The organism is Tsuneonella litorea (genome assembly GCF_025154015.1).
Taxonomy (GTDB): Bacteria; Pseudomonadota; Alphaproteobacteria; order Sphingomonadales; family Sphingomonadaceae; genus Tsuneonella; species Tsuneonella litorea.
Window position 1 is genome coordinate 22212 of sequence record NZ_JAOAMV010000007.1, and the last position, 19082, is coordinate 41293.

The 19082-nt window shown below is 67.0% G+C and carries 15 protein-coding genes and 1 tRNA gene; 5 read left to right on the plus strand and 11 right to left on the minus strand.

From position 1 onward, the window contains the following. The first annotated feature begins 89 nt into the window (after positions 1-89). From sucC to N0B51_RS13020, 4 genes are all read left to right on the plus strand, one after another. Positions 90-1289 (plus strand): ADP-forming succinate--CoA ligase subunit beta, encoded by a 1200-nt coding sequence (sucC, locus tag N0B51_RS13005; protein WP_259962924.1) that lies wholly within the window; start codon positions 90-92, stop codon positions 1287-1289. Between the two features lie 70 nt (positions 1290-1359). Beyond that, complete coding sequence (locus N0B51_RS13010; RefSeq protein WP_259962926.1) at positions 1360-2112, plus strand: electron transfer flavoprotein subunit beta/FixA family protein; 753 nt, start codon at positions 1360-1362, stop codon at positions 2110-2112. Positions 2113-2138: 26 nt separating this feature from the next. Continuing rightward, complete coding sequence (locus N0B51_RS13015; protein WP_259962927.1) at positions 2139-3068, plus strand: electron transfer flavoprotein subunit alpha/FixB family protein; 930 nt, start codon at positions 2139-2141, stop codon at positions 3066-3068. Between the two features lie 63 nt (positions 3069-3131). Beyond that, positions 3132-4019, plus strand: coding sequence for an energy transducer TonB (locus N0B51_RS13020; protein WP_259962928.1), 888 nt, complete (start codon positions 3132-3134; stop codon positions 4017-4019). Here N0B51_RS13020 and N0B51_RS13025 read toward each other — a convergent pair. The 11 genes from N0B51_RS13025 to N0B51_RS13075 form a co-directional block, all read right to left on the minus strand. After that, complete coding sequence (locus N0B51_RS13025; protein WP_259962929.1) at positions 4006-4539, minus strand: GNAT family N-acetyltransferase; 534 nt, start codon at positions 4537-4539, stop codon at positions 4006-4008. The two genes, N0B51_RS13020 and N0B51_RS13025, sit on opposite strands and share 14 nt — an antisense overlap. Then, complete coding sequence (locus N0B51_RS13030) at positions 4536-5786, minus strand: DUF445 domain-containing protein (RefSeq protein WP_259962930.1); 1251 nt, start codon at positions 5784-5786, stop codon at positions 4536-4538. Before N0B51_RS13030 ends, N0B51_RS13025 begins: the two co-directional genes overlap by 4 nt. Before the next feature lie 38 nt (positions 5787-5824). Then, a complete protein-coding gene (locus N0B51_RS13035; RefSeq protein WP_259962932.1) occupies positions 5825-9301 on the minus strand; it encodes an efflux RND transporter permease subunit in 3477 nt (1158 codons plus the stop codon). Positions 9302-9311: 10 nt separating this feature from the next. Further along, positions 9312-10484, minus strand: coding sequence for an efflux RND transporter periplasmic adaptor subunit (locus N0B51_RS13040; RefSeq protein ID WP_259962935.1), 1173 nt, complete (start codon positions 10482-10484; stop codon positions 9312-9314). 152 nt (positions 10485-10636) lie between these two features. Then, on the minus strand, positions 10637-12415 hold the full coding sequence (locus tag N0B51_RS13045) for a hypothetical protein (RefSeq protein ID WP_259962937.1): 1779 nt from the start codon (positions 12413-12415) through the stop codon (positions 10637-10639). Continuing rightward, positions 12412-12831, minus strand: coding sequence for a GtrA family protein (locus N0B51_RS13050; protein WP_259962939.1), 420 nt, complete (start codon positions 12829-12831; stop codon positions 12412-12414). The genes N0B51_RS13045 and N0B51_RS13050 overlap by 4 nt, the downstream gene beginning before the upstream one ends. Before the next feature lie 118 nt (positions 12832-12949). Then, entirely contained in the window at positions 12950-14533 is a 1584-nt protein-coding gene (locus N0B51_RS13055; RefSeq protein WP_259962941.1) for an NAD(P)/FAD-dependent oxidoreductase, read from the minus strand. Between the two features lie 73 nt (positions 14534-14606). Continuing rightward, a complete protein-coding gene (locus N0B51_RS13060) occupies positions 14607-15257 on the minus strand; it encodes a PilZ domain-containing protein (protein ID WP_259962943.1) in 651 nt (216 codons plus the stop codon). Positions 15258-15411: 154 nt separating this feature from the next. Continuing rightward, positions 15412-15496: transfer RNA gene (locus N0B51_RS13065), tRNA-Leu, on the minus strand. Between the two features lie 989 nt (positions 15497-16485). After that, the gene (locus N0B51_RS13070; RefSeq protein ID WP_259962945.1) at positions 16486-16767 is read right to left on the minus strand and encodes an integration host factor subunit beta; all 282 of its coding nucleotides are present in this window, start codon (positions 16765-16767) and stop codon (positions 16486-16488) included. 114 nt (positions 16768-16881) lie between these two features. After that, a complete protein-coding gene (locus tag N0B51_RS13075) occupies positions 16882-17223 on the minus strand; it encodes a GntR family transcriptional regulator (protein WP_259962947.1) in 342 nt (113 codons plus the stop codon). Between the two features lie 239 nt (positions 17224-17462). On the opposite strand from N0B51_RS13075, the gene N0B51_RS13080 reads away from it, so the two are divergent. Continuing rightward, a complete protein-coding gene (locus tag N0B51_RS13080) occupies positions 17463-19043 on the plus strand; it encodes a peptide MFS transporter (protein WP_259962948.1) in 1581 nt (526 codons plus the stop codon). Positions 19044-19082: the final 39 nt, after the last annotated feature.

Consider the following 19082-nt stretch of genomic DNA (forward strand, 5'->3'; position numbering starts at 1 on the left):
CCGGGGCGGTCGGCCTTTTCAAGCACGCCGATCCATGCTTAGGCCGCGCGCGAATCCCTCTTTCCCACGCAAGGCACGCGAACCTCCCGATGAACATCCACGAATACCAGGCCAAGGAACTCCTCGCCAAGCACGGCATCCCCGTCCCCGCCGGTCACGCGGCGCTCTCGGTCGAAGAGGCTGTCGAGGCGGCGAGGAAGCTTCCCGGGCCGCTCTATGTCGTCAAGGCGCAGATCCACGCGGGCGGGCGCGGGAAGGGCACCTTCGCCGAGCTTCCCGCCGGATCGAAGGGCGGCGTGCGGCTGGCGAAGAGCCTCGAGGAAGTCGAGGCGAACGCGAAGGAGATGCTCGGCAACACGCTGGTGACCGTGCAGACCGGCGCGGCGGGCAAGCAGGTCAACCGCCTCTACGTGACCGATGGGGTCGACATCGCGAAGGAATACTACCTCTCGCTGCTGGTCGACCGCGCGAGCGGCCGGGTCGCGTTCGTCGTCTCGACCGAGGGCGGTATGGACATCGAGGCGGTCGCCCACGACACGCCGGAAAAGATCACGACCTTCACCGTCGACCCGGCGCAAGGGTTCCAGCCGCACCACGGTCGCGCGGTGGCGTTCGCGCTCAAGCTGAAGGGCGATCTCAACAAGCAGGCGCAGAAGCTCGCCCGGCAGCTCTACGACGCGTTCATGGCGACCGACTGCTCGATGCTCGAGATCAACCCGCTGGTCGAATCCGAGGACGGCAAGCTGCTGGTGCTCGACGCGAAGATGAGCTTCGATTCGAACGCGCTCTACCGCCATCCCGACATCGAGGCGCTGCGCGACGAGACCGAGGAAGATCCCGCCGAGGTCGAGGCGAGCGAGTACGACCTCGCCTACATCAAGCTCGACGGCAACATCGGCTGCATGGTCAACGGCGCGGGCCTGGCGATGGCGACGATGGACATCATCAAGCTGAACGGGGCGTTCCCGGCGAACTTCCTCGACGTCGGCGGCGGTGCCTCGAAGGAGAAGGTCACCGCCGCGTTCAAGATCATTCTCAAGGACCCGGCGGTCGAGGGGATCCTCGTCAACATCTTCGGCGGGATCATGAAGTGCGACGTGATCGCCGAAGGGATCGTCGCTGCGGCCAAGGACGTGAACCTGTCGGTCCCGCTCGTCGTCCGGCTCGAGGGCACCAACGTCGAGAAGGGCAAGGACATCCTTGCCAACTCAGGGTTGCCGATCGTCGCCGCCGACGATCTCGGTGACGCCGCGCGCAAGATCGTCGCGGAGGTCAAGCAGGCGGCGTGAGTCGGTTGACGCTTACGTAAAGGTCATTTAGACGGCGCGGCAACGGCGCTGAAACGAAGGAATGGATGCCATGAAGATCCTCGTCCCGGTCAAGCGGGTGATCGACTACAACGTGAAGCCGCGGGTGAAGGCCGACGGCTCGGGCGTCGATCTCGCCAACGTCAAGATGAGCATGAACCCGTTCGACGAGATCGCGGTCGAGGAAGCGCTGCGGCTGAAGGAAAAGGGCGGGGCGACCGAGGTCGTGGTGGTGTCCATCGGCCCGGCCAAGGCGACCGAGACGCTGCGTACCGGCCTCGCGATGGGTGCCGACCGCGCGATCCTCGTCCAGGTCGACGACGGGACCGAGGTCGAGCCGCTGGCGGTCGCCAAGATCCTCAAGGCCATCGCCGACGCCGAGCAGCCTGGCCTCGTGATCCTCGGCAAGCAGGCGATCGACGACGATTCGAACCAGACCGGCCAGATGCTCGCCGCCCTCATGGGCCGGCCGCAGGGCACCTTCGCCAACACCGTCACCGTCGAGGGCGATTCGGTCACCGTCAAGCGCGAGATCGACGGCGGGCTGGAAACCGTGAAGCTGTCGCTTCCCGCGATCGTCACCACCGACCTGCGCCTGAACGAGCCGCGCTACGCCTCGCTGCCGAACATCATGAAGGCGAAGTCCAAGCCGCTCGATACCAAGTCGCCCGCCGACTTCGGCGTCGACATCGCGCCGCGCCTCAAGACCGTGAAGGTCGCCGAGCCGCCGGTCCGCCAGGCGGGCGTGAAGGTCGCCGACGTCGACGAACTGGTCGCCAAGATGAAGGCGCTGGGCATCGCCTGAGCATTTCCCGAGGAAGGTTTAGACACATGAAGACTCTCGTTCTCGTCGAACACGACAACGCCTCGGTGAAGGATGCCACGCTGGCCGTGGTCACCGCCGCAGCGAAGCTGGGCGAAGTGCACCTGCTCGTCGCCGGCAAGGGCTGCGCGGGCGTGGCCGATGCCGCCGCGAAGATCGCCGGCGTGGGCAAGGTCCACCTGGCCGACGACCCAGCCTACGAGCATCAACTGCCCGAGAACGTCGCCCCGCTCGTCGCGGGCCTGATGGACAGCCACGACGCGTTCCTCGCGCCCGCCACGACCACCGGCAAGAACATTGCCCCGCGCGTCGCCGCGCTGCTCGACGTGATGCAGGTGTCCGAGATCATCGGGATCGAGGGCGAGCGGACGTTCACCCGCCCGATCTATGCCGGCAACGCGATCGCCACGGTCGAATCGAGCGACCCCAAGCTCGTCATCACCGTGCGCGGCACCGCGTTCGACAAGGCCGCGACCGAAGGCGGCAGCGGCACCGTCGAGGCGGTCTCCGGCCCCGGCGATGCCGGCACCTCGAGCTTCGTCGGCAGCGAGCTCGCCAAGAGCGAACGGCCTGAACTCACCAGCGCCAAGGTGATCGTCTCGGGCGGCCGCGCGCTGAAGGACGCCGACACCTTCAAGGAGGTCATCCTGCCGCTTGCCGACAAGCTCGGCGCGGGCGTCGGCGCGAGCCGCGCGGCGGTCGACGCGGGCTACGTGCCCAACGACTACCAGGTCGGCCAGACCGGCAAGATCGTCGCCCCGGAAGTCTACATCGCGATCGGCATCTCGGGCGCGATCCAGCACCTTGCGGGGATGAAGGATTCCAAGACCATCATCGCCATCAACAAGGACGAGGACGCCCCGATCTTCCAGGTCGCCGACATCGGCCTCGTGGCGGACCTGTTCAAGGCGGTGCCGGAGCTGACCGAAAAGCTCTGACCGGCAACCCATTGCATCGATCCCCTCGCGCGCGCTATTCTGGCGGGCGGGGGGAGATCGATCATGCCGAAGCGCGTGATGGCCGCAATCGCGGCGATGTCCGCAACAGTCGCGGGGGCGGCATCCCCGGCACTTGTCGAGCTCAAGCCGAGCACCAGTTGGCATCTCGACTATGCCGAGACCTATTGCCGCCTCGCCCGCGAGTTCGGGACCGACGGACACAAGACGCTGTTCTACCTCGAGCAGTACGAGCCGGGCGCGGGCTTTGCCGTGCTGGTTGCAGGACACGCCATCGAAGCGGAGAAGCTTCGCAGGCCATCGGTGCGGTTCGCGCCCGTCGGGGGTGCGGCTGTGGGTGACCGTCTCACCCCGTCGACCATGGAGACGTACGGATCGGGCTTCCTCGTCAGCGGAATGCCCCTGCTCGCTGAAGACGAGGGAGCAAGCCGCCCCGCGGACCCAGGGGTTCGCGCAGCGGCGCGAAAGCCCGTCGATCCGCGCGATGCCGCACCCATCACCGCCCTGGAGGTTCTCGGCGGGAATACCGTGAAGCTGCGGTTGCTGCTCGGCCCGATGGACAGGCCGGTAGAGGCGATGAACGCCTGCACCGAGGAGCTCCTGACCCACTGGGGGATCGACGTGGCACAACATCGCACGCGGATGCAGGCGCCCGAACCCGCGAACTATCCGGGCGACTGGCTGAACGCGAGCGACTATCCGAAGGATCTGCTTCAGGTTGGCGCGCAGGGCCTCGTCTGGATCCGCCTCAATGTGGACGAAAACGGCAATCCCACCGCGTGCGAAGTCCAGCAGAAAACCGATCCGCCGGGCTTCGCCGACGTGGTTTGCCAGCAGGTGATGAAGAAGGCCCGATTCCGGCCGGCACTCAATGCCGAAGGCAAGCCGATGAAGTCCTATTGGCGTACCTCGGTGCGGTTCAAGAGCCCCTGACCCCGGGCCGACTGAACAGGCGTACAGGGGACCCGTCCGGCAAGGCGCTGTCCCGGGTCGGTGCGAAGCCGAGCCGCTCCGCCAAGGCGATCGAGGGGGCATTGTCCGGATGGATAATGCAGACGACTTCGCGCGGGCCGTGGACACGATCGAACCAGGCGAAAACCGCCTCCATCACCTCGCGGGCATAACCCTTCCCGGTTTGGTCCGCGGCCATGATCCAGCCGGCTTCCGGCTTGTCGTCGAAGTCTTCGCCGAGTCCGCGCCACGTGTGGAATATTCCGCAGTTGCCGATGTAGGCGGGCCTGCCCCTCTCGCGAACCGCAAAGCTGCCGTATCCGTGCAGCAGCCAGCTGCCCGCGTTGCGCATGAAGCGCGTGACGTGATCGAGGCGCGTGGGCGGGGCGCCGAAGTAGTGCCAGGTCCGCGGGTCCTGCATCATCGAGAAATTATCCGGTTCGTCCGCGGCGACAGGCTGCCACAACTCCAGCCGTTCCGTGGTCAGCAGCGGTCCGCTCAAAACACGGCGTCCAGCGCGTGGATGGTCACCCCGACGAGGCCGCCGACGAGCGTGCCGTTCATGCGGATGAACTGGAGGTCCCGGCCCACCGCGCTCTCGATCCGGTCGGTCACCGTGCGCGCGTCCCACCGGCGCACGGTTTCCGACACCAGCCGAACGATCTGCCCGCCGTAACGCTGGGCGATGCCGACCGCGGTACGCCTGGCGAGGCGGTTCACCTGCATCTGCAGCCGGGGGTCGCCCGCGAGCGAGCCGCCGAGATCGGTCAGGCTTTCGGTGACGATCCCGGGCAGCCCCCCGCCCGGTTCGCGCGCGGTCTTGATCAGGCTCGCGCGCAGCCGTTCCCACACGCCGAGCCACCACGTCGCGACGGCCGGATTGTCGAGCAGGTCGTTCTTCGCCTTCTCGACTTTCGCGCGGGTCGCGGGATCGTGCAGCAGGTCGTGCGCGAGCTTCTCGAGACCCTCGTTGAGCTTTCCGCGCAATGGATGCTCCGGGTCGATCAGCACTTCGGCAAGCAGCTTGTACAGGCCATCGAGCACCGAGTTCGCCAGCTTCTCGTCGAGCCCGGTCCAGCGCACGAGTCCGTTGGCCTTCTCGTGGATCATGTCGCGGATCAGCGTCTCGTTCGCCTCGATCGTCAGGCCGGTCCAGCGGATCGCCGAATCGATCAGCGGAAGGTGGCGCCTGTCGGCGATGGCGGCGGTCAGCATCTGGCCCAGCAACGGGGCGACCTCGACCCGCGCGGCAATCGCCTTGAGCCCGCCGCGCACCTGCGTGCCGAGCCGTTCGGGATCGAGCGATTCGAGGAACTCGGCGATCAGTTCCCCTGCGCCCGCGCGCAGCCGCGCCCCGGTGCCGCCCTGGGCCGGGGCGGCGAGGTATTCGCCGACCGCCTTTGCCAGGTTCATGTCGCTCATCCGCCGCGCGACGACGGCGGGGGTGAGGAAGTTGTCCTGCAGGAACGCCGCCATGGTGTCGGCGATGCGGTCCTTGTTCTCGGGAATGATCGCGGTGTGCGGGATCGGCAGGCCCAGCGGACGGCGGAACAGCGCGGTCACCGCGAACCAGTCAGCAAGACCGCCGACCATGGCCGCCTCGGCGAATGCGCGCAGGTAGCCGATCGAGGGGTGAACGCCGAGGTACTGGCCCGTAAGCACGTACAGGCCCGCCATCGCCACCAGCATGCCGGTGGCGGTGCGGCGCATCGTGCGCGCGCGATCGGGATCGAGGCGAGTGCCCCCCATGCGCTGCCAACGCGCGAGGGGGGGCGGGGTTTCGCCGCTCACTCGGCCGGCAGGCCTTCGGGAGGTTTCGCTCCGGGACGCCGCGGCACCGTCACCTTGTCATCGCCCGGCCGGAAGGTGAGGAACCGCTGGCGAAGCCAGGGACCGGCGCGCTTCTCGAAGCCGTCGGCCAGGCTGAACCCGGCGGGAATCAGCACCAGGGTGAGCACGGTCGACAGGATCAGGCCGCCGATCACCACCATCCCCATCGGCGCTCGCCAGGCGCCATCCCCCGACAGCGACAGCGCGGTCGGCACCATGCCGGCCACCATCGCGACGGTCGTCATCACGATCGGCTGGGCGCGCTTGTGGCCCGCGTCGAGGATCGCCTCGCGCTTGGGCACGCCGTGTTCCATTTCCTCGATCGCGAAGTCGATGAGCAGGATCGAGTTCTTCGCAACGATGCCCAGCAGCATGAGGATGCCGATGTAGACCGGCATCGAGATCGGCACAGGGCTGCCGTTGGCGATCATGCCGATGAGCCACAGCCCGATGAGGCCGCCGAGCGGCGCGAGCAGCAGCGATGTCATGTTGACCAGCGGCGAGATGAACCGCCGATAGAGCAGCACGAGCACCGCGAAGACGAGGAAGATGCCGCTGATCACCGCGACGAGGAACGACTGGATGACCTCGGCTTGGCGCTTGTCCTGGCCCACCGGTTCGCTGCTGACCCCCTGCGGAAGGTCCTGCATGATCGGCAGCTTGCGGATCTCGGTCATCACGGGACCGGACACCGCGTCGGGCCCGAGATCGGCGCCCACGACAACCCGGCGCGACTGGTTGTACCGCTGGATCTGGGTGGGGCCGGCGCCGAAGCTGATCTCGGCCACGCGGCTCAGGGGAACCGATCCGCCGGTCGCCGTCGGCACCGGCAGGTTCTCGATCGTCGACAGGTCCTGCCGCGAGCTGCGGGCAAGGATCACCCGGATCGGGATCTGGCGATCCGACAGCGAGAACTTGGCTGAATTCTGGTCGATCTCGCCCAGCGTGGCGATGCGGATCGCCTGGCTGAGCGCCGCCGTCGTGACGCCAAGCGAGGCGGCCAGGTCCATGCGCGGGCGGATGATCAGCTCGGGCCGCTTGAGGTCGGCCGCGATCCGCGGCGCAACCACGCCCGGGACCGAGCGCATCTGTTCGACCAGCGTCTGTGCGGTTCTTTCGAGCAGCGCGGGATCGCTGCCCGAGAGCATGACCGACAACGCCCGGCCGCTTCCGCCGCCGCCGCCGTCGAAGCCCTGGAAGTTGACCTGCGCGTCGGGGATCGTCTGGAGTTCGGGCGTCAGGCGCTTCTCGAACTCCGCGGTCTTGATGTCGCGTTCCGCCGCGGGCTTGAGCGCCACGTAGAGCGTCGCCGAACCTTCGCGTACCGATTCGAGGACCCGGACCACTTCGGGCTGGCGCTGCAGCAGGTCCGATGCGCGTTCGGCGAGGGCCGCGGTCTGTTCCAGCGTCGTGCCGGGGACCATCTGCAGCGAAACCCGGGTCGTATCGTTGTTCTCTTCGGGCTGGAACTGGCTGGGCATCATGGCGAACATCGCGATCGTCGCGATGAAGGCGAGGAAGCCGACGCAGAAGGCATAGAAGCGGTGGTCGCGCGCGCGGGCCAGGAATCGCTTGCCGGAAAAGCGCGTGCGCTCGGTCCACCCGTTCGCATCGAAACCGCGGACCGCGCCGTAGAGCAGCCCGGCGAGGAACGTCGCCAGCCAGCCGGCCAGGAACGCCGGAACGAAACCCCCGAACAGCGCGCCCACCGTGATCGCGAACGTCGATGGCGGCTCGACCAGCGGATTCACCGGTGCGTTCGCCGCCTGCACGATCGATCCGGCCATGGCCAGCGCGCCGAGCAGAAGGGCCGGAACGTAGTAGGCCAGCCGGGCGGGCGCATAGGCGACCCGCGCCCGCATCGCGTGGCTCCGGCGCGAATCGAGCGTCCAGTTCAGGACGCGCATGTAGAAGTCCATCGCGCGGCCCTCGCCATGGGCAGCTTCGCCGTGCGCGCGCAGGAAATAGGCGGCGACCATCGGGGTGATCATGCGGGCGACGGCGAGGCTGCACAGCACCGCGACCACCACCGTCAGGCCGAACGGCTTGAAGAACTCGCCCGGGATGCCCGGCATGAGGCCGACCGGCAGGAACACCGCCACGATCGAGAACGTCGTCGCGACGACCGCCAGCCCGATCTCGTCGGCCGCGTCGATGCTCGCCTGATAGGCCGACTTGCCCATGCGCATATGGCGCACGATGTTCTCGATCTCGACGATCGCGTCATCGACCAGCACCCCCGCCACGAGCCCGAGTGCCAGCAGCGACAGCGTGTTGAGGTTGAACCCCAGCAGGTCCATGAACCAGAACGTGGGGATCGCCGACAAGGGGATCGCGATCGCGCTGATGATCGTCGCCCGCCAGTCGCGCAGGAAGAAGAACACGACCACAATGGCGAGGATCGCGCCCTCGATCATCGCCGCCATCGAGCTTTCGTATTGGCTCTTGGTGTAATCGACCGGGGTGAACAGGTCGGTGAAGCGCACGCCCGGGTTCTCGGCCTCGATCTTCCTGAGCACGCGGACCGCGTCGTCGTAGACCGATACGTCGGACGTGCCCCGTGCCCGCTCGATCGAGAAGGTGACGACTTCGCGGCCGTTGAGCTTGGAATACCGCGTCCGTTCCGAATAGCTGTCGGTGACTTCCGCCACGTCGGCCAGCTTGACCGTGCGGCCGCCGCCGAGGTTGATCTGGCTCTGGCCCAGTTCGTAGGCGCCCTGGGCGTTGCCCAGAACGCGGACCGACTGGCGCGAGCCGGCGATCTCGGTCTGGCCGCCGGCGGCGTTCACGTTGGTCTGGCGCAGGACGTTGTTGATGTCGCGCGCGGTCACCCCCAGCGCCTGCATCCGCGCGGGATCGACCACCACGCGAATCTGCCGGTCGACGCCGCCGCCGCGGCTGACCTTGGCCATGCCCTCGACCGAAAGCAGCTGGCGGCTGACGGTGTCGTCGATGAACCAGCTGAGCTGTTCGAGCGTCATGTCGTCGGCGCTGACGGCGAAGTAGCCGAGCAGGCTGCCGCCGTTGACCTCGACCTTGCGCACCTGCGGCTCGAGAATGCCTTCGGGCAGGTCGCCGCGGATCTGGTCGACCGCGTTCTTCACCTCGGCCACCGCGTCGTTCGAATCGGTGCCCACGGTGAAGAACACGAAGGTGTTCGAATTGCCTTCCGACGCGGTCGAGGTGATTTCCTCGACCCCGTTGATCGAGCGGACCGCGCCCTCGATCTTCTGGGTGATCTGGGTCTCGACCTCGGTCGGTGCCGCGCCGGGCTGGGTGACGTTGATGGTCACCGCCGGAAAGTCGACTTCCGGGAAGTTGATCACCGTCATCCGGTTGAAGGCGACAAGCCCGGCGATGAGCAGGCCGGCGAACAGGATGATCGGGATCACCGGGTTGCGAATCGACCAGGCGGAGATGTTGCGCAGGTTCATGGGTCGCGCCTCAGCGGCCAGCCGTGGGCTTGACCTTGTCACCCTCGGCAAGGAACCCGCCGGCACGCAGCACGACCCGTTCGGCTCCGGTCAGCCCTTCGACGACCGCGATCCCGTCGGGAGTGATGAGCCCGGTCTTGATCGGCCGGCGCTCGACCTTGTCGTCCTTGTTCACGATGAGGACGAACGGCCCCCGCTCGTCGCTCTGGATGGCGGATTCGGGGAGCTTGGGAGCGACCAGGGTGCCGCTCGCGATTTGGGCCGTGGCGAAGCCGCCCGGCCGCAGTTCGGGCGCGTAGGCCAGCGCGATGCGCGCCTCGCCCTGGCGGGACTGCTGGTCGATCGTGGGGCTGATCTGCCAGACCTGCCCAGTGAACGAGGCATCGCTCGACACCGGGGTGACCGTGGCCGCAGTACCGACCGAAATCCGGGCGAGGTTTTCCTCGCTCAGCCGGGCGCGCAGTTCCATCTCGCCGTCCTTGGCGATCGTGAACAGCGGACCGCCGCCGGCGCCGACCGTCTGGCCCGGTTCGACCGACCGGGTCAGTACCAGGCCCGAGGCCGGTGCATAGATGTTGAGCCGCGCGGTGCGCGCTTGAAGCTCGCCGAGCGTGGCTCGGGCCACGCCAACGCGGGCGCGGGCGGCGTCGCGGGTGGCGGTCAGCCGGTCGACATCGGCCTGGGAAATGAAACCACGATCCACCAGCTTGAGCGCCCGGTCGAGGTTGGCCTGCGCGAGGTTGAGGTCGGACTGCGCAACCCCGATCTGCGCGCGGGCACCTTCGATCTGCTGGTTCTGCACCGAGCGGTCGATCGAGACGAGAACCTGGCCCTGGCGCACCCAATCGCCCTCGTCGGCGGAAACTGCGACCACCCGGCCGCCTTCGCCGACCGAGCCGACGGGAATCTCGCGGCGCGCGGCGAGCGTGCCGTTGGCGCTGATCGTCCCTTCGATCGTCGCGCGGCCCGGGCTCACCACGGTGACCACGGGGACCAGCGCATCATCCCCGGCCGGAGCTGCGCTATCGGAACCACTGGCATAGACATAGATCGCGACGACGAGCGCGAAAGCCGCGGCAATACCCCAGATTGCCAACTTTCGCCGACGCTTCGCACCTTCGCCGGAATCGTCCAGCACGGGTACGGCTTCTTCGTCTGGTACGACGGTGGTTTCGTAGTTCATCTGATCCTGCCCTGCCGAGCCCCGCGGTGTATTACGCCAATAGGGCACTGCGCGCAAGCGCGCCAGATGGGCATAGACCCAGGGGAGAGACAGGGCAATTGCGCGCTCGACGGGCGGTCGGTCGGGACCGACGAGCGTCGCCCGCGGACGAATCAGCCCCGCACGCGCCAGACCAGCAGGCCGCTGCCTTGCGGGATGGCGACCGGCTCGAGCCAGTCGGGGACCTGTCCGGCGAGCAGCGCGGCCATGAAGCCGTGCGGTGCGGCGGCGGCATACCGCATCGGCTCGACCAGGTCGGGGCAGATCGCGACATATCGCGTACCGCGCCGAAGCAGGGTGGCGTGGGTCGTTTCATCGGGACCGATGAAGGCCGTGATAGTGGTCCGCATCGCGGCGGCGCCGCGGTGATGACCGGTCGCGATGACCGTGCGGTCGGTGGCGAACAGGATCTGGGGGCCGACGTCGAGCGGGGCCAGAACCTCGCCCGGGGGAAGCTGGTGGAACACCGCCGCGCCCCGGTCGACCCGGCAGGCGGATACCCGCGGGGCGATCTCGCCGCTGGCCGCGCGGGCGGGGCGCGCGATCGCGAAGAGGGTAATCGGCATGGCCGGCAGCAGCGCGAGCGCCATGGCCGCCAGCGCCAGCGCCCGCCGTCCGGGTCGGCGCAGGTTGCGCGCCGAGCGCAACCATTCCCGCACCAGCCAGCCCAGTGGAACGGCCGCCAGCGCACCGGCGACCGCGCCGGCGCGCACGACGAGAAGCGAGATCATGAACGCCGCGCCCAGGATCAGCGAGTAGTCCTGCCACCAGCGCCGCAGCCATCCCGAGCTGCGGCCGGCGAGCTGCAGGGAGGCCATGAGCGCCACCATCGGGGGAATCACGACCTGAAGGATGACCGCCGCCGGCTGTTGCCACACCGGCAGGCCTTCGCCGACCGCCTGATACCAGAACGTGTCGACGAGGGGATCGAGCTCGGCGAAGGCACCGGTCGTGCAGCTTGGCGCGAACGACACCAGCGTCGCCGCACCGAGTGCCGCGACAAGGGTGAGTCCCGTCACTTGCGCGAAGCGTGGCAACGGCTCGAGGCGGGCCAGGCCCGTGGTCGCAAGGGCGCCCAGCGTAAACGCTCCGAGGTGCGCGGGACTGATCGCGTCGCAATGCTGCGACAGGTCGGCAAACCCGCGGGTCATCGCAAAAAGCGCGAGCGAACCGGTCGCGAGACCCTGCATGGTGCCCACGAACCACCACTTGTCGTGGCGGTCCCGCAGCCAGCGCAGGGCGGTGACCCCGCAGATCGCGGCGGCCAGCGGCAGCCCTTCGATCGATATCGACAGCCAGGCCGCCATCGCCAGCCCGGCGATCCATCCTCCGAGGTACGGGCGGCGCGCCATCAGCGCATTCATCACTGCGAGCGCGCAGACGATCTGCCAGCCGTGGTGATCGATCCGCATCGGTCGCATCTGCTCGATCACCGGAACCGACAGCGCCATCGCGAGACACGCGAAGCCGGCCGTTTCCCCGCCGAGCAGTCGCCAGGCGATGCGGCCGGCAAGGAGAAGCGCGACGGCCATGGTGGCCAGCGGCACGACGATCAGCGCGACGGTTTCGGCGGCAGGCTGTCCAACCAGCCCGCGCAGAAGCAGCACGACCGCCGCGATCGGCAGGTCGACGAGCCGCGACCAGTGCATCGGCACACCCCCGTTGACGGCGTCGATCCGGTGCTGGCTGAGGTCGAACCAGTTCTGGCCGGCGATGAGATCGCGGACCTGCAGGAGCCGCAGCGTGTCGTCGGGATCGGGAAACTGGTAGGCGATGATCGCCGACAGGTTGGTGACGATCAGCAGCGCCGAGATCATCAGCCATGCGAGCACGGCACGCGCGACAAGTTCGGACGTGAAGGCCGGTCGTCGCCGCTCCACGAACAGGGTCATGCCGCCGCTCCATCGCCGCGGAACACGATCCGGTTGCGCAGCATCCATGTGACGGTGAAGCTCGCCGCGATCGCGATCAGCTTGGCGAGCCGCGGGTCGAAGCCGGCGAGGTCGCCGATCCCGACGATGCAAGTCGTCAGCGCCAGGCCGACCATCGCCGAACCGACGAACAGGGCCTTTTGCCGGGTCCGCCGGATGCCCCGCTCGGCGACGCTGTCGGTAAAGACCGTGCGGCTGGATAGCAGCCAGTGGGCCGCGATGCCGAAAGCATAACCGGCGGCCGACGCGGCGGCGGCAGGCACGGCGAGCGCGAGCAGGGCCAGGAAGCTGCCCATGTCCACTGCAAGCGCGCCCACGCTCGCCAGGCCGTAGCGGACGAGCCGCCGATCGGCGATGCTGACGAGTCTGGCGAACATCGAACCCGCTCCCGGTAGTGCCTGCACGCACGCGCGCGCGGCAGCGTGGACCGATTGTCGGACGATCTGGTTAAGGATTGCAGAATCCACGCGCCTTCCCTCCCGCGCGCGCCGTCGGTCAGGCGACCTTGCGGCCGACGGACACGCGGGTCGGAACCGCGCGGACCGAACCGAGCGCAGCAGCCTGGTCGTCGGTGATCTCTCGCTGCGGAAGGGCCTTCTCGGCACCCCCGAATTGACCTTCGTCGCCCGCCTCGTGGTACTCGGCATCCTCGTTCACGCACCAGGTGTCGTATAGACGAGTCCCGGCGAGGATGTTCTCGACCGTCAGCATCGCGGTCATCATCGCGTGGTCCTGGTTGTTGTAGCGGTGCATTCCGTTGCGGCCCACGAGGTGGAGCGTCGGGTGCTTCTCCTCGAGCTCGAAACGCATCGCGGCGACATTCGCGGCATACGTCTCGTCGTAGACCGGATAGGCCTTTTCCTGGCGCACGACCGCGCCGCCCTTGACCTTCGCCGGGTCGAGCAGGCCGAGGATTTCCATCTCGTCGGTCGCGAGCCTGACGAGGTCGTCGTCCGCCATCGACCACAGCCCGTCGCCTTCGAAGCAGAAGTATTCGAGGCCGACGCAGGCCATGTTCTCGTCGGGCACCATCTCGGGGCTCCACGAACGGAAGTTCTGCACGCGGCCGACCTTCACCTTGCTGTCGTGGATGTAGATCCAGTTGTCGGGAAACAGGTCCTCGCCCTCGACCATCAGCGCGACGGTCAGGAAGTCGCGGTACTTGAGGTTCGCGGCGTTGAGCGTCGTGTCGGGCAGCGGGTGCAGGCGCGCGGCCAGCTCGCGCATCGGCGCGCTGCTGATCGCGTTCGCGGCCTTCACGACGACCTTGCGGCCATCCTTCGCGGTCGCGGTCATCCGCCAGCCGCCGCGGCCGTCGGCGGCGAGCTGCTCGAGGCCGTGTCCCATCACGACCGTGCCGAGCCCGGTCGCCTCGATCTTGTCGCGCGCGGCGTCCCACATCATGCCGGGGCCCTGGCGCGGGTAGCGGAAGGTCTCCAGCAGCGTCTTGACCGCCTGCCCGTCGTTGGGCCGCTTGTTTAGCCCAAGCGACCGCTTGAGCCCGTCGATCACCGCGCCCCACAGCGACAGGCCCTTGATCCGCTGCGCGGCCCAGTCGGCGCTCATCTCGTTGCAGGGCATCCCCCACACCTTCTCGGTATAGGTCTTGAAGAAAATCGAATAGAGCCGCTTGCCGAACTGGTTGCTGGTCCAGTCCTCGAAGCTGCGCACCTCGCGCACCGGGAATAGCTTGGACCAGGCATAGCTTGCCATGCAGGCGGCCGAACGCAGCACGCCCAGGTTCCACAGCGCCTCGAACGCGCGCAGCGGATAGCTGTAGAACTTGCCCTCGTAGTAGATGCGGCTCATCCGGGGGCGCTGGATGAAGTCGTCGGGCAGGATCTCGTTCCACAGGTCGACGACCGCCTGCGACTTGGAAAAGAACCGGTGACCGCCGATGTCGAACCGATAGCCTTCGTGCTCCACTGTCCGGCTGATGCCGCCGACGTAGGTCGCGTCCTTCTCGACGATGGCGACGGTCTTGCCGGCCTTGGTCAGCAGGTATCCCGCGGTCAGCCCCGCGGGTCCGGCGCCGATGATCGCGACGTCGACAGTCAACTCGTGCGGCGTATTCGTCATGCAAGCCCCCCAATTCGATTGACCGGGGAGTGAAGGAAATTGGTTACCGGGCGGTAAACGCGCGGCGGTAACGTCAGCGGCGCAGCGACACCTTGCAGCGCGGGCCGTCCATCAGGCCGGGGTCCTGGGCGCCGGCGGCGAACAGCGCGAGCTGGTTGAGGCTGAACGTATCGTCGAAGACCAGGCCATGAACGTCGCCCTTGCGCCACCGCACGCGGGCGCGCACCTCGGGCAGGATGTCCGACACGATCCGCAGGGGCTGGTCGATGGCGAGCAGCTCGCTGCATTCGATGCGCGCGCCCTGCTGGGAAACGTTGACGACTTCGGCCGCCACCCTGCGCCCGAGGAAGGCGAGTTCGACCGGAAAGGCGATGTTGAGCCGCAGCTGGCGCTTGGGATAGCGACCCGCCTCGGCGATCAGCCGGACGATGTCGACCTGGTCGAGAAACCTGTAACCGGTCTCGCTGCCGTGGTCCCAGACCGCCTCGATCCGGTGCCGCTCGCCGGTTTGCAGTTCGAGCATGAGCGGATCGCCCGCGGGCAGGGGATGGAATCCGCGCAGCGAGATGCCGCTTTCCGAGACGTCGCGGATGACCGCGATGAACTCCCCCGAAGGCGCGATCAGCTTGGCAGCCCGGATGAGCAGCGTGAAGCGGGGCGCCGCGCGGTCCTCGCACGGCGTGGCCTCCGCTTCGTGCGGCAATTCAATACGTCCCTGCTCCATTCGCGCACCCCGATTGCTACGGCACCCCTGCCGCGGAGCATTTCCTGACAGAAAACGGTCTCGACAGTGCTTCCTAGAGGATAGGGGTAATTACGGTGTTATGGCGCACGGTTAACCGGCCTTAAGGGACCCGCTTCGATTCGTCGCGGCAAGCTGGTGCGGGTGGTGGGACTCGAACCCACACGACCAAAGGTCAGGGGATTTTAAGTCCCCAGTGTCTACCATTCCACCACACCCGCACAGTTCTAGATCGTATCCGAAACATTAGAAAAACAAAGGAAAAACCATCGATGCCAAAAGGGAAATGACCCAGATAGTTCGCGAATTTCGTCCCCATTGCCCCTCAAGCGGTCCCCCGCGTATCCCTTGGCCCTGCCTCTACAGCGGAAGTCGGACTAGATCGCAGTCTAGCTCGGGGTTGGTATCGGCTCCGGCGCTCATGTGTGTCCCTGGTTGATCTTGAAAGGGTGAGAAGCGCAGACTGTTTGTGGACTGTCTTGCATCAGGCTCCGATCGCTATGAGATATTCGACGACGTATCGGCCGGAGCAACGTGGTCTGGTTCGTGCAAGCTAGACCGAAGAGAGTGCTGTAACCGAAGCCCAAAAGCGACCTCTTCTGCTAGACGTTGAATGTCCGACTTCCGCCACTCCATAGGCGCGTCACGCAGGGCAATCGATAACACAGGTATCAGTTCTTCGGCATTGACACTCGCGCCGGTCAGCGGGACGCCGAAATGATCCGACAGTTTGATCGCTTCCTCCACCCAGAGGCGCCGGGGCCGCTCGTGACCACGTCTGAACAGGTTCGGACCCCGCGACGATGGTAGCCCGAGAACGTTGAGCACCGCCTGTCTAGTGGGAGCTTTTTTAAGGACTCGCTCAAGAAAAGAGTAGCGGTCAAAAATCATTACGCTGCATTAGCGTCAATCGGGGGTGGCGCTAGGCCGAACGCGGACGCTGTGCCAAATTTTTGCACTGCGTCGAATGCACGTGTTTAAGCTCAAGTGTGTGGGTCTGAGAGAAGGTTGGGGTCTGATGGCGCCCACAATAGCCCCCGCGCCCGCGGCTCCTTATCAAAAAACGCAATGGTTTCAATAATTTATTCACACGGCTACCTTGCTTAAGGGCGATTTTAAGTCCCCGGCGTCTACCGTTCCGCCACACCCGCTGATCCGCGCGGCCTAGCGTGCCGCGCGGCCGCCGGCAATTTGCCGGAGCGGGTATTGCTCAATCGTCGTTGAGGACGCGGCGCATTTCCTTGCCGGGCTTGAAGTAGGGGACCTTCTTCGCCGGCACGTCGACTGCTTCGCCGGTGCGCGGATTGCGGCCCTTGCGGGCATTGCGGTCGCGGGTGGAGAAAGCGCCGAAACCGCGCAGTTCGACCCGGCCGCCTTCGGCGAGCCGCTTGCCGATCTCGTCGAAGAAGATGTCCACGACCTGCTCGACCTCTTCGGTCCTGAGTTCGGGATTCTCCTTGGCGATGGCCTGCAAGAGTTCCGATCTTATCACCTAACCACCCTCCGATCGCGACCATTGTCTGGCTGAGCGCGACCAGCCCGCCATGTTGCGTGGAGAGTGCCAGAGAGCGCGGCCGAGCGCAATCTCAGTTGTCGGGCAATGGTTTCAGGCGCTTTCGAGCAGATCGGCGGGGTCGATTCCCAGCCGTTCGATCCGCGCCGCGATCTCGGGCCATTCCTCGTCGATGAACCGCCGGCGTTCCGCGCGCAGCAGCCGCTCGGCGGCGCCGGGGGCGACGTACATCCCGACCCCGCGCTGGACTTCGACCAGTCCCTCGCTCTGGAACAGCTGGTATGCCTTGGCGACGGTCAGCGGGTTGGCACCCTGGTCGGCCGCGAAGGCGCGCACCGACGGAAGCATCTCGCCCTCGCGATAGCGGCCCTCGATGATCGCCGCCGCTATCATGTCGCGCAGACGCAGGTACACGGGCTGGCTCTGCTGCATCATGGGCTGTCCTCTTCGCGATCGGGCGGCGCTGCCCGCGGGGAGCGGATGCGAGCGCCGATGGTGCATCAGTGCCATAATACAGCGCGGCGCGTCAAGGCAGGGCGGCCGCCCTCGCCCAAGGGCCCGGCCCGGCAAGTTGCGCGTGAAACTAGCACTTCACATGGGAAATCTTGCCGCTAGGGTGCGCGCGATTCCGGCTCGGGGCGCGCCGGCGACAGATACAAGAGGGTTCAGCACGCATGGCTTCACAGCAGCTTCCGCACGGCGACAGTGCCGGCACGTTCCTGGGGCACCCGAAGGGCCTGTTCATGCTCTTCTTCGCCGAGATGTGGGAGCGGTTCTCCTACTACGGCATGCGGGCGCTGCTGATCTTCTACCTGACCAAGCACTGGCTCTTCAGCGACAGCGAGGCGGGGGTGATCTACGGCGCCTACACCGCGCTGGTCTACATCACCCCGGTCGTCGGCGGGTACCTCGCGGACAAGTATCTCGGCCAGCGCAAGGCGGTCCAGTTCGGCGCGGTCCTGCTCACGGCGGGCCATTTCTTCATGGCGTTCGAGGGCGACGCCGCCGCCGGGCATACCGGCAACCCGATGATCAACGTGTTCTGGCTGGCGCTTGCCCTGATCATCGTCGGATCGGGCTTCCTCAAGGCGAACATCTCGGTGATCGTCGGCCAGCTCTATCCGCGCACCGACGTGCGGCGCGACGGCGCCTACACGATCTTCTACATGGGGATTAACCTCGGCGCGGCGCTCGGCTCGCTGCTGTGCGGCTACATCGGCGAGACGTATGGCTGGGCCTACGGCTTCGGCCTCGCCGGGATCGGCATGCTCGCCGGCCTTGCGGTCTTTGTCTTTGGCCGGGGTCTTCTGCTTGGCCGGGGCGAGCCGCCCGCCGCGCTCGCCAAGGGCCGCGAATTCGCGATGTACGGCGTCGGCCTCGGCCTTGTCGCGCTGTGCTGGGTGCTGGTCCAGAACCAGGACGTGGTCGGCTGGCTGCTCGGCGGGTTCGGCGGGCTTCTCGTACTCTACGTCATCGGGGTGTCGGTGGTTCGGCTGCAGCCCGACGAGCGCGACCGCATCTTCGCCGCGCTGTTCCTGATCATCACGTCGATCATCTTCTGGGCGCTGTTCGAACAGGCCGGCTCGAGCCTCAACCTGTTCACCGATCGCCATGTCGACCGGGGCGGGGTCCCGGCATCGGTGTTCCAGTCGATCAACGCGATCTACATCATCCTGCTCGCGCCGGTCTTCGCGACCCTGTGGACCGTCCTTGGCCGCAAGGGGCTCGAACCGTCGACTCCGTTCAAGTTCGGCCTCGGCGTGGTGCAGGTCGGGCTCGGGTTCCTCGTGCTCGTCTGGGGCGCGGCCTCGGTCGGCGTCGACGTGCCGACCCCGGTGGTGTTCATCTTCCTCATCTACCTGCTGCATACCACCGGCGAGCTATGCCTCAGCCCGGTCGGCCTGTCGGCGATGAACCGGCTGGCGCCGGCCCACATGGCCTCGCTGATCATGGGCGTGTGGTTCTTCGCCTCGGCCACCGGCAACTTCGCGGCCGGCCTGATCGCTTCGGCCACCGGCGCCGAGGGCGTGGGCGAGGAAGCGGGCAAGCAGGTCGTGCTCGACGTCTATTCGACCGTCGGCTGGGTCGCCGTCGGTGTCGGCGTGGTCGTCCTCGTGATCAGCCCGCTGATCAAGAAGCTGATGCACCTCGACACGCTGCGCGACGACAACGTCGGCGACGACCTCGAAGGCCAGGCCGAAGGGCCCGGCGAGCCGCAGGGCGCGGGCATCCATCCCGCGACCCGCCAACCGTAATTCAACCACACGCACACGCGGTCCCCCGGGCGCGTCGCC

What these genes read in the sequence shown, in the direction of transcription:
- sucC (WP_259962924.1), top strand. Translation starts at nt 90, where the DNA reads ATGAACATCCACGAATACCAGGCCAAGGAACTCCTCGCCAAGCACGGC.
- N0B51_RS13060 (WP_259962943.1), bottom strand. Translation starts at nt 15,257, where the DNA reads ATGGAGCAGGGACGTATTGAATTGCCGCACGAAGCGGAGGCCACGCCG.
- N0B51_RS13015 (WP_259962927.1), top strand. Translation starts at nt 2,139, where the DNA reads ATGAAGACTCTCGTTCTCGTCGAACACGACAACGCCTCGGTGAAGGAT.
- N0B51_RS13035 (WP_259962932.1), bottom strand. Translation starts at nt 9,301, where the DNA reads ATGAACCTGCGCAACATCTCCGCCTGGTCGATTCGCAACCCGGTGATC.
- N0B51_RS13055 (WP_259962941.1), bottom strand. Translation starts at nt 14,533, where the DNA reads ATGACGAATACGCCGCACGAGTTGACTGTCGACGTCGCGATCATCGGC.
- N0B51_RS13050 (WP_259962939.1), bottom strand. Translation starts at nt 12,831, where the DNA reads ATGTTCGCCAGACTCGTCAGCATCGCCGATCGGCGGCTCGTCCGCTAC.
- N0B51_RS13010 (WP_259962926.1), top strand. Translation starts at nt 1,360, where the DNA reads ATGAAGATCCTCGTCCCGGTCAAGCGGGTGATCGACTACAACGTGAAG.
- N0B51_RS13045 (WP_259962937.1), bottom strand. Translation starts at nt 12,415, where the DNA reads ATGACCCTGTTCGTGGAGCGGCGACGACCGGCCTTCACGTCCGAACTT.
- N0B51_RS13030 (WP_259962930.1), bottom strand. Translation starts at nt 5,786, where the DNA reads ATGGGGGGCACTCGCCTCGATCCCGATCGCGCGCGCACGATGCGCCGC.
- N0B51_RS13040 (WP_259962935.1), bottom strand. Translation starts at nt 10,484, where the DNA reads ATGAACTACGAAACCACCGTCGTACCAGACGAAGAAGCCGTACCCGTG.
- N0B51_RS13080 (WP_259962948.1), top strand. Translation starts at nt 17,463, where the DNA reads ATGGCTTCACAGCAGCTTCCGCACGGCGACAGTGCCGGCACGTTCCTG.
- N0B51_RS13020 (WP_259962928.1), top strand. Translation starts at nt 3,132, where the DNA reads ATGCCGAAGCGCGTGATGGCCGCAATCGCGGCGATGTCCGCAACAGTC.
- N0B51_RS13075 (WP_259962947.1), bottom strand. Translation starts at nt 17,223, where the DNA reads ATGATGCAGCAGAGCCAGCCCGTGTACCTGCGTCTGCGCGACATGATA.